This window comes from Mycolicibacterium frederiksbergense, from assembly GCF_012223425.1.
Lineage (GTDB): Bacteria > Actinomycetota > Actinomycetes > Mycobacteriales > Mycobacteriaceae > Mycobacterium > Mycobacterium frederiksbergense.
The window spans coordinates 3,606,068-3,620,024 of sequence record NZ_CP038799.1 but is presented as its reverse complement, the minus strand read 5'-3'; the positions used below and the strand labels follow the sequence as shown (position 1 = coordinate 3,620,024).

The 13,957-nt window shown below is 68.2% G+C and carries 13 protein-coding genes; 3 read left to right on the top strand and 10 right to left on the bottom strand.

Translation table 11 applies throughout. The features are described 5' to 3' along the window. Position 1 precedes the first annotated feature (1 nt). Together EXE63_RS20580 and EXE63_RS20575 are read right to left on the bottom strand one after the other, a co-directional pair. Positions 2–1,096, bottom strand: coding sequence for an MBL fold metallo-hydrolase (locus EXE63_RS20580; RefSeq protein ID WP_168143458.1), 1,095 nt, complete (start codon positions 1,094–1,096; stop codon positions 2–4). Continuing rightward, positions 1,096–1,830: an enoyl-CoA hydratase gene (locus EXE63_RS20575; protein WP_168143457.1), complete on the bottom strand. Its 735-nt coding sequence runs from the start codon at positions 1,828–1,830 to the stop codon at positions 1,096–1,098. Before EXE63_RS20575 ends, EXE63_RS20580 begins: the two co-directional genes overlap by 1 nt. A 26-nt stretch (positions 1,831–1,856) precedes the next feature. Between EXE63_RS20575 and EXE63_RS20570 the strand changes: the two genes are divergently transcribed. Beyond that, entirely contained in the window at positions 1,857–3,311 is a 1,455-nt protein-coding gene (locus EXE63_RS20570) for an acetyl-coenzyme A carboxylase carboxyl transferase subunits beta/alpha (protein ID WP_168143456.1), read from the top strand. Here EXE63_RS20570 and EXE63_RS20565 read toward each other — a convergent pair. Further along, positions 3,290–4,783 carry a sensor histidine kinase gene (locus EXE63_RS20565; RefSeq protein WP_168145680.1) on the bottom strand — a complete coding sequence of 498 codons (1,494 nt, stop codon included), beginning with the start codon at positions 4,781–4,783 and terminating at the stop codon, positions 3,290–3,292. The two genes, EXE63_RS20570 and EXE63_RS20565, sit on opposite strands and share 22 nt — an antisense overlap. Then, positions 4,783–5,487: a response regulator transcription factor gene (locus EXE63_RS20560; RefSeq protein WP_168145679.1), complete on the bottom strand. Its 705-nt coding sequence runs from the start codon at positions 5,485–5,487 to the stop codon at positions 4,783–4,785. Before EXE63_RS20560 ends, EXE63_RS20565 begins: the two co-directional genes overlap by 1 nt. 204 nt (positions 5,488–5,691) lie before the next feature. On the opposite strand from EXE63_RS20560, the gene EXE63_RS20555 reads away from it, so the two are divergent. Continuing rightward, positions 5,692–6,102 (top strand): DoxX family protein, encoded by a 411-nt coding sequence (locus EXE63_RS20555; RefSeq protein WP_168143455.1) that lies wholly within the window; start codon positions 5,692–5,694, stop codon positions 6,100–6,102. A gap of 75 nt (positions 6,103–6,177) precedes the next feature. Further along, on the top strand, positions 6,178–6,585 hold the full coding sequence (locus EXE63_RS20550) for a DoxX family protein (RefSeq protein ID WP_168143454.1): 408 nt from the start codon (positions 6,178–6,180) through the stop codon (positions 6,583–6,585). Here the strand turns inward: EXE63_RS20550 and EXE63_RS20545 are convergent. From EXE63_RS20545 to EXE63_RS20520, 6 genes are read right to left on the bottom strand one after another with little or no spacing between them, the layout of a single operon-like run. Then, positions 6,582–8,576 carry a YhgE/Pip domain-containing protein gene (locus tag EXE63_RS20545; protein WP_209999807.1) on the bottom strand — a complete coding sequence of 665 codons (1,995 nt, stop codon included), beginning with the start codon at positions 8,574–8,576 and terminating at the stop codon, positions 6,582–6,584. The genes EXE63_RS20550 and EXE63_RS20545 overlap by 4 nt on opposite strands. A gap of 18 nt (positions 8,577–8,594) precedes the next feature. Beyond that, on the bottom strand, positions 8,595–9,260 hold the full coding sequence (locus EXE63_RS20540; RefSeq protein ID WP_436277616.1) for an ATP-binding cassette domain-containing protein: 666 nt from the start codon (positions 9,258–9,260) through the stop codon (positions 8,595–8,597). Between the two features lie 20 nt (positions 9,261–9,280). Further along, complete coding sequence (locus tag EXE63_RS20535) at positions 9,281–10,159, bottom strand: rhomboid family intramembrane serine protease (protein ID WP_168143452.1); 879 nt, start codon at positions 10,157–10,159, stop codon at positions 9,281–9,283. Between the two features lie 21 nt (positions 10,160–10,180). Continuing rightward, positions 10,181–10,570: a hypothetical protein gene (locus EXE63_RS20530; protein ID WP_168143451.1), complete on the bottom strand. Its 390-nt coding sequence runs from the start codon at positions 10,568–10,570 to the stop codon at positions 10,181–10,183. A 49-nt stretch (positions 10,571–10,619) separates the two neighbouring features. After that, complete coding sequence (locus EXE63_RS20525; protein ID WP_168143450.1) at positions 10,620–12,254, bottom strand: AMP-binding protein; 1,635 nt, start codon at positions 12,252–12,254, stop codon at positions 10,620–10,622. Next, complete coding sequence (locus EXE63_RS20520) at positions 12,254–13,939, bottom strand: AMP-binding protein (protein ID WP_168143449.1); 1,686 nt, start codon at positions 13,937–13,939, stop codon at positions 12,254–12,256. The genes EXE63_RS20525 and EXE63_RS20520 overlap by 1 nt, the downstream gene beginning before the upstream one ends. Positions 13,940–13,957: the final 18 nt, after the last annotated feature.

Here is a 13,957-nt window from a genome sequence, read left to right as displayed (position 1 = left end):
GTCAGTCCCGCCACCATGGGTTGATCGAGGATGCACTGACCAGCTGTCCCGGTTTCGGCGTCGCCACCGGCACCCCCTCGGCGGCGGCCGCGCGCAACATCCGCTCCACCGGCTCCGACCACGGGTGCGGCGCCAGCCGGAATGTCGCCCAGTGGATCGGCACCAGCAGCCCGGTGTCGGTGACGTCGCGGTGGGCGCGCACCGCTTCCTCCGGGTTCATGTGGATGTCCGGCCAGCCCGGGTGATACGCCCCGATCGGCATGAGGGTCAGGTCGAACGGCCCGTAGGCGTCCCCGATCCCGGTGAAACCGGGCGTGTACCCGGTGTCGCCGCCGAAGAAGACGCGGTGCCGCGGACCGATCACCGCCCAGGACGACCAGAGCGTCACATTGCGGGTCAGAAAGCGGCCGGAGAAATGCCGCGCCGGGGTGCACACCAGCCGTATCGACCCGAGCTCGGCGCCCTCGTCCCAGTCCAGTTCCACGATCCGCTCCGGCGGCAGGCCCCAGGTGCGCAGGTGTGCACCGATGCCGAGCGGCACGTAGAACTTGGCGCGCTGGGCCCGGGCCAACGCCTTGATGGTGTCGATATCGAGGTGGTCGTAGTGGTCGTGGCTGATGATCACCGCGTCGATGGCCGGCAACTCGTCGAGTTCGGCGGGCACCGGGTGCAGGCGCTGAGGCCCGATCACCCGGGACGGTGAGCATCGTTCGCTCCACACCGGGTCGGCCAGCACCCGGTAGCCGTCGACCTCGATGAGTGCCGACGAATGCCCGTACCAGGTGACCCCCAGATCCGCGGGCGGCATGTCGACGGCGGGGCGGACCAGCGGGATCTCCCGCGGCGGACGCTGCTGCTGACCGCCGCTCAGGATGTCGCGCACCAGCGCGAACTGGTCGGCTCTGGTCAGCTGCGCCGGCGAGGCCGGTTCCCGGTTGACGAAGACACCGCCGTCATAGTTCGGGGACTTCTTGGCCGCCGGGCCGATGTCGGCGGCACCGAGCGCCGACGGTGCGCCCTGCACCGCCCGCAGCACCCAGCCACCGGCGACGACCGCCGCGGTGCCGCCCAGCAACCGGGCCGCCTGCGCGAACATCAGGCGCCGAAGAAGTTCGGGGAGCGCTTCTCGATCCGGGCGACCTGGGCTTCGATCACGTCCGGGCTGGCCCAGGCCTTTTCGAAGCCCTCCTTGTGCGCGGGCCATGGCTCCTCGTAGGCGCCGTCGTCGTTGAGGACACGCTTGGAGTGCGCGACCGAGAGCGGCGCGTAACCGGCGATCTCGGCCGCCCAGGCCTGAGCGTCGGCAAGGTCGCCGACCCGGTTGACCATGCCGGTCTGCGTCGCGGTGTCCAGCTCGAGGCGCTCGGCGGCGATCAGCATGGCCCGGGCCCGGCCGTGCCCGACCAGCGACACCAGCCGTCGGATCGACCAGTTGTCGAGTGCCAGACCGTACTTGGCGATCGGGAACTGGAAGTAGGTGCCGGGCGCGCCGACCCGCAGATCGCAGATCATCGACAGGATGACCCCGGCGCCGATCGCGGGCCCGTTGAGCGCCGCCACGACGGGCACCGGGCTGCCATCGATGGCCAGGTTCAAGGCCGTGATCTTGTCCGGCAGTTCCTGTGCCACGCCCTCGGCGTCGGACAGATCGGCGCCGGCGCTGAACACCGAGCCCTGCCCGGTCAGCACGATGGCGCGGGCATCCGACACGGCGGCCTTCTCGATCTCTTCCCGCAGTCCGTCGACGAGTGCGGCGTTGAGTGCGTTGCGGCGCTCGGGGCGCTGCATTTCCAGGGTGACGACGTTGCCGTCGCGGGTCACTCCAATCATGGACCCCAGCCTATTAGCCTTCTCGTGTGAGCAGCGCGCTGGCACTACGTGATGCCGTCCTCGACGAGGGTTCCTTCCGCAGTTGGGACAGCGCTCCCCTGCAGGTTGCCCAGTCCGAAACCTATCGCGCGGAACTGGCCGCGGCGGCCGCGAAATCGGGTCTGGACGAATCGGTGCTGACCGGAGAGGGCACCGTGTTCGGGCGGCGGGTGGCCGTGCTGGCCTGCGAGTTCGACTTCCTGGCCGGGTCGATCGGGGTGGCCGCGGCCGAGCGGATCACCGCGGCGATCACCCGTGCCACCGCCGAGCGGTTACCGTTGCTGGCCTCTCCCGCCTCGGGCGGCACCCGCATGCAGGAGGGCACCGTCGCCTTCCTGCAGATGGTCAAGATCGCGGCCGCGGTCGAGCTGCACAAGCGCGAGCATCTGCCCTACATCGTCTATCTGCGCCACCCCACCACCGGCGGGGTGTTCGCGTCCTGGGGTTCGCTCGGACACGTCACCGCCGCCGAGCCCGGCGCGCTGATCGGGTTCCTCGGCCCCCGGGTGTACGAGCATCTCTACGGCGAGAAGTTCCCGCCCGGGGTGCAGACCGCGGAGAACCTGTACCGGCACGGCGTCATCGACGGGGTGGTGACGCTGCAGGTGCTGCGTGCGGTGCTCAACCGCACGCTGGCGGTGATCCTCGATCCGCCCGGCCCGCCGCCGCCTGCCCCCGAACTCCCCGACATTCCCGACATCCCGGCCTGGGATTCGGTGCTGGCCTCCCGGCGGCCCGACCGCCCGGGCGCCGAGTATGTGCTGCGGCACGGCGCGACCGACCCGGTGGTGCTGAGCGCGACCAACACCAGTTCCGGTCAGACGCTGCTGGCGCTGGCCCGGTTCGGCGGACAGCCCGCGGTCGTGCTCGGCCAGCGCCGCCTCGGGATGCTGGGCCCGGAGGCGCTGCGGGAGGCGCGCCGCGGGATGGCGCTGGCCGCCGGTCTGCGGTTGCCGCTGGTGTCGTTCATCGACACCGCGGGCCCGGCGCTGTCGGTCGAGGCCGAGCAGGACGGCCTGGCCGGCGAGATCGCGCGCTGCCTGGCCGAATTGGTGACGCTGCAGGTCCCCACGGTGTCGGTGCTGCTCGGCCAGGGCAGCGGCGGCCCGGCGTTGGCGATGGTGCCCGCCGACCGGGTGCTGGCCGCCCAGCACGGCTGGCTGGCGCCGCTGCCGCCGGAAGGCGCCAGCGCCATCGTGTTCCGCGACACCGATCACGCGCCGGAACTGTCTGCCGCTCAAGGCATCCGGTCGGCCGATCTGCTGCGCACCGGGATCGTCGACGTCATCGTCCCCGAGCAACCCGACGCCGCCGACGAACCGATGGCCTTCACCGCACGGCTGTCGGCGTCCATCGCCGGCGAGTTGTACCGGCTGCGCGCCATGTCCGATATCGAACGGGTCGGCACCCGGCTGCACCGCTACCGGCGCATCGGGCTGTAGGCCGTCGCCTCGACGGTGGGGATACGCATGATGAAAGCTGTTCGCCCCGAACCTGATTGAGCATCGATGGAGCCGCCGTGTGCCTCGACGATGGACGATACGATGGACAGGCCGAGGCCGAAACTGCCGGCCTCCCGGGATCGCGACTTGTCGGCGCGCACGAATCGTTCGAACAGGTGCGGCAGCAGGTCGGCGTCGATGCCGGGTCCGTCATCGGCGACGGTCAGATCGATCTGCGCCCGGCCGGCGACGATCGACGTCCGCACGGTGGTGCCTTCCGGCGTGTGCACCCGGGCGTTGGACAGCAGGTTCGCGATCGTCTGGTGCAGCCGGGCCCGGTCACCGAGCACCCACACCGGATGGTCGGGCACCTCGACCAGCCAGCGGTGCGACGGCGCGGACACCGCCGCGTCGTTGACGGCGTCGGTCACCAGTTCGGTGAGGTCGACCTCCGTGCGATCCAGGTCCTGACCCTCGTCCAGGCGGGCCAGCAGCAGCAGGTCGGCGACCAGCGTGGCCATCCGGCTGGCCTCCCCCTCGATACGGGCCAGCGCGTACTCGGTCATCTTCGGAAGCGATGCGCTGTCCTGCCGGGTCAGCTCCGCGTAACCGTGGATGGCGGCCAGCGGGGTGCGCAGCTCATGGCTGGCATCGGTGATGAACTGGCGCATCCGGCGGTCCGATGCGGCGACGTCGGACAGCGCGTGTTCGACGTGATCGAGCAGGGTGTTGAGGGTGGCCCCGACGAGCCCGACCTCGGTGCGCGGATCGGTGTCACCGGCGGGCACCCGCGGGGTGATGACGTGGTTGTCGCGGTCCAGCGGCAGTGCCGCCACCTCCGCGGCGGTCGCCGACACCCGGTGCAGGGGGCGCAGTGCGAACCGCACCAGGGCCAGCGTGCTCAGCGCCGTGACCACCAGCGCCAGCAGCGTCATCACGGAGACCACCGCGGTCTCGCGGACCATCGCCTGCCAGGCCGGGGTCCGTGACACCCCGGTGACCAGGACCTCGTTCCCATCTCCGGGACCGCTGACCATCCGGTACCAGCCCAGACCGGGCAGCTCGACGGTGCGGGGTTGCGGGTCCGCCCACGACATCTCCGCGATCCGGGCGACGGCCGCTGCCGGTGCCGGCTCGGCCGCACCGTCCAGGAAGTGCGCGGCATCGACGACCTGTCCGTCCTGGATCAGCGCCACGACATTGCCGGGCGCCTGGCCGATCAGGTGGGTCAGCGGTTTCATGGCGCCCGGCGCGGGCCGCTCACCGTCGGCGCTCGGCGTGGTGCGGTACTTGGTGACCGAACTGGCGTAGCCCTGCGCCGCGGCCGCCAGCTGGGCATCGATGATGCCCAGCACCGATGACCGCAGCGTCAGCACCGACATGGTTCCGATGGTCGCCACCACCAGCATCACCACCACCGAGACGCCGACGACCAGCTGCTTGAGCAGGGTCCAGCTGCGCCAGATGCGCATCATGGCGCGGCGCGCAGGAGGTAGCCGACACCACGCACGGTGTGGATCATCGGTTCGCGGTCGGTGTCGAGCTTCTTGCGCAGATAGGACACGTAGAGATCGACGATGCTGGTCTTGCCGCCGAAGTCGTAGTCCCACACGTGCTGCAGTATCTCGTTGCGGCCCAACGCTCGTCGTGGATTGTGCATCATGAATCGCAGCAGGTCGAACTCGGTGGAGGTCAGAGCGATCGCCTCGCCGCCGCGGGTCACCGCCCGGCTGGCCACATCGAGGCACAGGTCACCGACGGTCAACGTCTCGTCCTCGGCGGGGGTCAGATAGGCGGTGCGCCGCAGCAATCCGCGTAGCCGGGCGACGAGTTCTTCGAGTGAGAACGGTTTGGTCATGTAGTCGTCGCCCCCGGCGGTCAGCCCGTTGACCCGGTCGGCCACCGAATCGCGGGCGGTGAGGAACAACGTCGGGGTGTAGGTGTCCGATTCGCGGATCTGGGCGAGCACACCGAGGCCATCGGTATCGGGCAGCATGATGTCGAGAACCAGCAGATCCGGGGTGGCGGCACGGTATTTGGCGACGGCCTCGGCGGCGTCATGGGCGACGTCGATATCCCAGCCCTCGTACTGCAGGGCCATCCTGACCAGGTTGGTCAGCGCGCGCTCGTCATCGACGAGCAGCACCCGGATCGGTGAACCGTCAGCACGGTACATCCGCGGTAGCTGTCCGAGGATGGCTCGGCGCGGCCCCTGGCCATCGGTCGGTGCGGACGTCACCGGACCATTGTCGCCGCTGCCCGCCGCGGGGTCACCCGCTCCAACATGTGAATCGTCTATGAGAGTGGCCCTGCGCGCGCGTCCAGCCAGAAGACTTGGTCCAGACAGCAGTCCGTGCCGCTACCGAAAGGGTCGAAGACCATGCCCACCTCCACCGTTCGCTCGACATCGGCGCTCGACGCACGTCTGACGTCGAACTCCGGTGTCGCCCTGGGCATCTTCCGGATTCTCGTCGGCCTGATGTTCGCCATGCACGGAACCGCGAAACTGTTCGCCTTTCCCAGTGGTACCCCGGTGGCGTTCGGCACCTGGCCGGCGTGGTGGGCCGGCGTGCTCGAGATCGTGCTCGGCCTGCTCATCACGGTCGGCCTGGTCACCAGGGTGGCCGCGTTCGTCGCCTCCGGCATGATGGCGGTCGCCTATTTCTGGCGACATTTCCCGGACGGCTTCTGGCCCATCGACAACGGTGGCGAGAGTGCGGTGCTGTACTGCTTCATCTTCTTGCTGCTGGTGTTCATCGGCCCCGGGTCGCTCGCCGTGTCGCGCCGCTAATTGACTGAAACGCAATATCTCTGGGTCCCGGACGTAGCCCCCACATTCCGGTACGTGCGTGCCAACATCTGACGCATGTCCACATCCATCAACGACACCGTCACGCGATTTCAGGATCCGCTGACAGCCAAGGCGCCCATCGCGCTGGGCGTGTTCCGGATCCTCGTCGGCCTGATGTTCGCCATGCACGGCACGATCAAACTGTTCGGCTTCCCCAGCGCATCGACCGTCGCCGTCGGCGCCTGGCCGAGCTGGTGGGCGGGCCTGCTGGAAGTGGTGTTCGGCCTGCTCATCGCGGCCGGCGTCCTCACCCGGGTGTCCGCGTTCATCTCCTCGGGAGTGATGGCGGTCGCCTACTTCTGGAAGCACTTCCCGGACGGCTTCTGGCCCATCGACAACGGCGGCGAGACCGCCGCGCTGTACAGCTTCATCTTCGCGCTGCTGGTCTTCACCGGCCCGGGCGCGCTGGCGCTGCGCCGCTAAACCTCGATCGGCGGATTCAGCCTCTCCATCGTGTACTGCCGGTCGCGGCGCGCGGCCCACGAACTGGCGGCCAGCGCTACGGTAAGCAGTCCGACGAGCACCGCAACCGCGACCACCATCCGGGAGTCGAACCCGCCGGCGATGGTCTGCCGTAACCCGTTGACGGCGTAGGTCATCGGGTCGAACGGATGCAGTATCTGGAAGGGTTTGGCCGTCGTCTCCACCGGATAGATGCCGCCCGCCGACACCAGTTGCAGCATCAGGAAGGCGAGGGTCACCACGCGCCCCACCGACACCCCGAACAGCGCGTTGAACGCCTGGATGATGGCCAGGAACGTCGCGCCGATCAGCAGCAGGAACGCCACCGTCGCCAGCGGATATTTGGCCTGGAGCCCGACCCCGAAATGCACCACCACATACATCACCGAGACCTGGCAGACCACGATCAGCAGCGCGGGCCAGTATGAGGCCAGTACCACCCGCAGCGCACCCAGGCCGTGCACGATCGGCCGGGACTGCATGGGCTTCAACAACATCCAGATGATCATGGCCCCGATGAACAGGGCCAGCGGCAGGAAGAACGGGGCGAAACCGGTGCCGAAGGTGGCGGCCGGGTTGTCGGTCTGCAACTCCAGGGTGACCGGTGCGGCCAGGGTCCGGGCAACGTCGGTGCGCTGCTGCGGCGTCCACGACGGCACCTGCGCTGAGCCCTCCTTGAGCTTGCTCGCCAGTTCGGCGCTGCCATCGGCGAGCTTCTGCGTGCCATCGGCCAGTTGCGTGGCACCATCGGAGAGTTGACCGCCGCCGTTGGCCAGCTGCACCAGACCGCTGTTGAGCTGGTGCGCCCCGCTGTCGAGCCGGTCCACCCCGTCCTTGAGGGCGGCGACATCGCTGCGCAGGCCACCGTCGAGCGCACGGGTGATGAACACCCGCAGCTTGCTGTTGGGGTCACCGAGTTCGCCTTCCAGCCGGGACGCGCTGTCCCGCAAACGGATCAGTCCGTCATCGGTGGCCGGGTCGATACCGTTGGTGCGCAGCAGTCGCTGCGCACCGGCCAGCACATCGCCGGCATGGCGCACCGTCGGGTCCGGATTGGTCTGCAGCAGACCCAGCGCCTGGTCGACGATGGCCGCGGCCTGCACCTGATCGATGTTCAGCGCGGCGATCCGATCGGTGGTGGACCGCACCGCAGAGCTCAGCCGCTGCGCGAGCAGCCCGACCTCATCGGGATCGAGTTGCAGACCGCCCACCCGGTCCAGCATCTCCAGCAGCGGGCCGGTGGCCGAGTCCACCCGGGTCGCCAGCTGCCGGGTTCCGGCCATCAGCTGGGCCGAACCGTCGCGCGCGACAACAAGTCCGGCGGTCAACTGATCGGCGCCCGAGGCCAGCCGTTGCGCACCGTCATTGGCCTCGGCGTTGCCGGAAGCCAGTTGCTGGGCACCGTCGGCGGCCTGGACCAGGCCGTCACCGGCGTCGGTCAGCCCGGTCAGCACGGTTTCCAGGGTGCGCTGCCCGATGCTCGCGTTGACCTGGTTGATCACCTCGCGGGCGGCGTTCTGCCCGATGATCGATCCCAGATAGTTGTTGGCATCGTTGAACGTGAAGTCGATGCGCGCCTGCTGCGGTGCCTCGCCGGACGGCGAGGCGACATCGGCGCTGAAGTCCTGCGGCAGCGTCACCGAGAAGTAGTACCTGCCGCTGCTCACCCCGTCGGCGGCCTCGGCGGCCGAGACCTGGTGCAGTTGCAGTTGACCCGAATCCACCAGGGCGTCGGCAACCTGCGCGCCGGCGTCGAGTTTCTTACCGTCGACGACGGTGCCGGTGTCCTCGTTGACCAGCGCCACCGGCACCTTGTTCACCGCGTCGAACGGATTCCAGAACGCCCACAGGTACATGGCGCCGTACAGCAGCGGCATCAGCACCACGGTGACCAGCGCGATGCGTGGCATCGCCCCGCGGGAGAATCGTTTCAGGTCGGTGCCCAGCGACATTCCGGCAAGCATGGCTACTCAACTCTCCATAGAAATCTGGGCACGGGCTCCGGGGACAGCATTGGCCGATGTGGTGATCACCGTCTGGTCCTCCCCCAACGCATTGAGACGCTCCAGCACGACGGCGCGGTTGCCGTCGTCGGTGATGCCGTCCAGATCGCCGACCACCAACAGCGGCGGTGTCCCCGTGTTGGCCAGCGCAATCCGCAACAACACCTGGGCGAGTTCACCGATCTGGTCGAAGTACGCGCCCAGGTCCGGCAGCGCGACGTCGCCGAAGGTGCTCGCGCAGATGTCGGCGAGGTCGGTTGCCGACGCCTGCCCGATGAACCGGTACCACGGTGCGTCCCAACGCAACTGCTCGGTGATGAGGTCGCGGACCGTGACAGACTCGGCGATCTTGTCCAGTTGGTCGATATTGGCCAGCGCCGATACCGCGAAGATATTGCGGGCGTCGGAGTGGCCGAACACCGTGACCGTGCCCGAGATCGGCCGCATCCGCCCGGCCAGCGTCAGCAGCAGCGCGGTGCGCCCGGTGCCGGCCGGATGGATCAGCGCGGTGACCCCGCCGCTGTCGACATCCAGATCGATGGGGCCGTACACCGGCCCCCAGGGCCCGCGCATGGTGATGGCGCGGGCGCTGACCGCCGGTTCGGGCTCTGGTTCAGAGACTGCGGCTGACACCGCCCAATCTCAGCACAGACTCAGCTCAGGTTCAGGTAGCCGCCGAACATCGTCAACAACTGGTCGGCCCGCCACCAGATGAGCACCGTGAACAGCGCCAGCAGCGCGACCGTCACACCCCCCTGGATCAGGTTGCGCTGCGCTTTCGGCGCGTAGACGAACCCGGCCGCGACCAGCGCTCCGGTGGCCAGGCCTCCGAGATGGCCCTGCCAGCTGATCGCCCCGGCACCCAACAACGGTGCGGCGAAGGTGATGACCACGTTCAGCACGATCAGACCCACCACCCAGCGGACATCGAGGTTCAGCCGGCGCGACACCACGAAGATGGCACCGAAGAGGCCGAACACCGCGCCCGAGGCACCGGCCGTCGCGCTGTTCAGCGGTGAGATGAGGAACACCACCACCGATCCGCCGAGTGCGCTGAGCCCGTACAGCGCGCCGAACCGCAGCCGGCCCAGCAGTTGCTCCAGCGACGGACCGACCACGTACAGCGCCCACATGTTGAACAGGATGTGGGTGATGCCGTAGTGCATGAAGGCCGAGGTCACCAGGCGGTAGTACTGTCCGTCGGCGACCGCCGGTGGCCACAGCGCCAGGCTGTTCTCCAGCTGACCCGAAGCCATCTGCAACACGAACATCAGCACGTTGATCCCGATCAACGTGTAGGTCACCAACGGTTTGTCGGTGGCCACCTTGCCACCGAACCGCCCCTGCGTGGGCCGGATGGTGGCCGCTCCCGCCGCCACACATTCGGGGCACTGGTGGCCCACCGCCGCGGAGATCATGCAGTCCCCGCAGATGTAGCGCCCGCAGCGGGTGCACTGGACGTAGGTCTGGCGACCGGGATGGCGGTAGCAGACCGGGGCGGCCTGCGGGGGCACCTGCGGCGGGTAGCTCATGCGTCCATTCTGGCCGATGCCTCAGAGCAGCCCGGCCGCACGGCGTCGGGTCACCACCCAGAGCACCGCGGCGGCGATGACGGCCTCGGCCAGTGACACCGTGGTGGCCACCCCCATCAGCATGCTCATCGACTCGGCCGGCGGACCGGAGATGGCCGGTTGTTCGGCGTGCCGGTGTCCCGGTAGCGACAGGTGCGCCGCCACCATGGCCAGGCTCATCACCCCGACCAGACACCAGATGCGGATCGACCCGGCGCGCCACAGTTCGTACCCGCAGAACAGGCAGACCGATGCCATGGCCGCGATCAGCACGGCCACCACGGCACTTCTCGCGTGGCCGAGCATCGTCAGGTGCAGCACCGCCGAGAGCACGGCGAGCACCGCGCAGAGCCGCCGCCCACACAGTGCCATGGATCAACTCTTCCAGCAGTGCGGCCTCGGCGCAGCGGGAACGACGCTTCTACAGGCCCAGGATCTGTACGCTCTCCTCACGCATCTGCACCTTGCGGATCTTGCCGGTGACGGTCATCGGGAATTCCTCGACCAGGTGCACGTACCGCGGGATCTTGTAATGCGCCAACCGGCCCTGCGCGAATTCCCGGACGGCGTCGACGTTCAACGGTTCGGCGCCGGGCTTCATCTTGATCCAGACGCAGATCTCCTCGCCGTACTTCGCATCGGGCACGCCGATCACCTGGGCGTCCTCGATCCCGGGATGGCTGTAGAGGAATTCCTCGACCTCGCGGGGATAGACGTTCTCACCGCCACGGATCACCATGTCCTTGATGCGCCCGACGATGGTGCAGTAGCCGTCCTCCCGCATGACCGCGAGATCGCCGGTGTGCATCCAGCCATCCTCGTCGATCGCTTCGGTGTTGTATTTGCGACCTCCGGTCGCGGCGGGTTCCCCGCGCCCTTCCCAATAGCCGAGCATCACCGAATAGCCTTTGGTGCAGAACTCGCCGGGCTGCCCGCGTTCCACGACCTCGCCGGTCTCGGGGTCGATGATCTTCACCTCGACGTGCGGGTGCGCACGGCCGATGGTCGCGGTGCGGCGTTCCAGATCGTCATCGTGCAGGGTCTGGCACGACACCGGCGAGGTCTCGGTCATGCCGTAGGCGATGGCCACCTCGGCCATGTGCATATCGTTGATGCAGTGCTTCATCACCTCGATCGGGCACACCGCGCCGGCCATGACGCCGGTCCGCAGACTCGACAGGTCACGTTCGGGGAAACTCGGGTGGTTCTGCATGGCGATGAACATCGTCGGCACCCCGTACACGCCGGTACAGCGTTCGGCCTCAATGGTTTCCAGGGTGACGCCGGGTTCGAAGCCGGGTGCGGGGATCACCATGGTGACACCGTGGGTGGTGCAGCCGAGGTTGCCCATCACCATGCCGAAGCAGTGATAGAACGGCACCGGAATGCACAGCCGGTCCCCGGGTTCGAGGTTGATGCCCTCGGTGACGAAGAAGCCGTTGTTGAGGATGTTGCGGTGCGACAGCGTCGCACCCTTCGGAAAACCCGTTGTGCCCGAGGTGTACTGGATGTTGATCGGGTCGGTGTTGGCCAGCGTGGCCTGCCGGTCCCGCAGCGCGCTTTCGGGGACCGCGGCGGCCCGCAGCGCCGCCCAGTCCTCGGTGCCCAGGAAGATCACCTCGGTCAGGGCCGGCGCCTCGGCGCGTACCTCACCGACCATCGTCACATAGTCCGACGTCTTGAATTCGGTGGCCGAGATGAGCATCCGGACCCCTGATTGGTTGAGCACGTAGCCCAGCTCGTGGGTGCGGTAGGCCGGGTTGATGTTGACCAGGATGGCGCCGACCTTGGCCGTCGCGTACTGCACGATGGTCCACTCGGCCCGGTTGGGCGACCAGATACCCACCCGGTCGCCCTTGGCGATCCCGCGGCCCAGCAATCCCCGTGCCACCACGTCGATCTCGTCGTTGAGTTCGCGGTAGGTCCAGCGCAGACCCTGCGCGACATCGACGAGCGCCTCGACGTCCGGGTGCTCGGCCGCGGTGCGCTCGAAGTTCGCGCCGATGGTGTCTTCGATGATGGGCACGTCCGTCGGCCCGGCGTCATAACTTTTCACTAGTCCACCAGATCCTCGTAGCGGTGCTCGGTGTCGATCGGGGTGCCCGACCGGTGCGCTTCATCCTCGCGCGTGCGCAGTTCGACGCGCCGGATCTTGCCGGAAATGGTCTTGGGCAGCTCGAAGAACTCGACCCGGCGCACCTTCAGGTACGGGGCGAGGTGATCGCGGGCGTACTCCATGATGGCGCGGGCGGTACCGGAGTCGGCGTTCCAGCCGTCGGCAAGGGCGACATAGGCTTTCGGGATCGCCAGCCGGGTGTCGTGTGGTTGCGGGACGACGGCGGCCTCCACCACCGCGGGATGTTCGATCAGCACGCTCTCCAGCTCGAACGGTGAGACCTTGTAGTCACTGGACTTGAAGACGTCGTCGGTGCGGCCGATGTAGGTGATGTACCCATCGCTGTCCCGGCTGGCGACATCGCCGGTGTGGTAGTACCCGCCGTGCATCACGGCGTCATTGCGTTTCGGGTCGCCGAGGTAGCCGGTCATCAGGTTCACCGGGCGGGTACTCAGATCAAGGCAGATCTCCCCCTCGTCGGCGAGTTCCCCGGTGAGCGGGTCCACGAGCACCACCGGAACGCCGGGCATCGGGCGGCCCATCGAGCCGGCCTTGACCGTTTGGCCCGGGGTGTTGCCCACCTGCAGGGTGGTTTCGGTCTGCCCGAATCCATCCCTGATGGTCAGCCCCCAGGCGCGTTCGACGGCGGTGATGACCTCGGGGTTGAGCGGCTCACCGGCGCCCAGGATCTCGCGCAGCCCTTCGGGTTTGGCGCCCAGGTCGGACTGGATGAGCATCCGCCACACCGTCGGCGGCGCGCAGAAGGTGTTGACCCCGGCGCGCCGGATCTGGTGCAGCAGGCTCGCGGCGTCGAAGCGTGCGTAGTTGTAGACGAAGATCGTCGCCTCGGCGATCCACGGGGCGAAGAAGCAGCTCCAGGCGTGCTTGGCCCATCCGGGCGAGCTGATGGCCAAGTGCACATCGCCGGGGGTGACCCCGATCCAGGCCATCGTGGACATGTGGCCCACCGGGTAGGACACCTGGGAATGCTCGACGAGCTTGGGCCGGCTGGTGGTGCCGGAGGTGAAGTACACCAGCAGCGGATCCTGGACGCTGGTGACGGTCTCGAAGCGCTGCGGAGTGACGTCGTAGGCGTCGGCGTAGCGGTGCCACCCGGCGTGGTCCCCCACCGCGATGCGGACGTAGTCGCCGGGCACCTCGTCGAACTTCAGCGCGTCGGCGGCGTTGGCGATGACGAACCCGGCCCCGCCACGGTCGATGCGGTCGGCCAGGTCGGCGGGCCCCAACGCACCGGTGGTCGGCATGACCACCGCGCCCAGCTTGGCCACCGCGAGCATGGCCTCCCACAGTTCGACCTGGTTGCCGAGCATCAGGATGACGCGGTCGCCCTTACCGACACCGAGGGATTTCAGCCAGGTGGCGACGGAGGCGGACCGGTCGGCCATCTCGGCGAAGCTCACCTTCGTCTCGGTGCCGTCCTCCTCGACGATCCACAGCGCAGTGCGGTCGTTGCCCGCCGCGATGACGTCGAACCAGTCGATCGCCCAGTTGAAGTTTCCGGTGATGTCCGGCCACGCAAAAGTGCCGACCGCCTTGTCATAGTCGCTGATCACGGCGACAAGGTGGTCGCGGGCGGCGCGATACAGATCGGTGTTGGTGCTCATGGAAGATAGGATCTACGT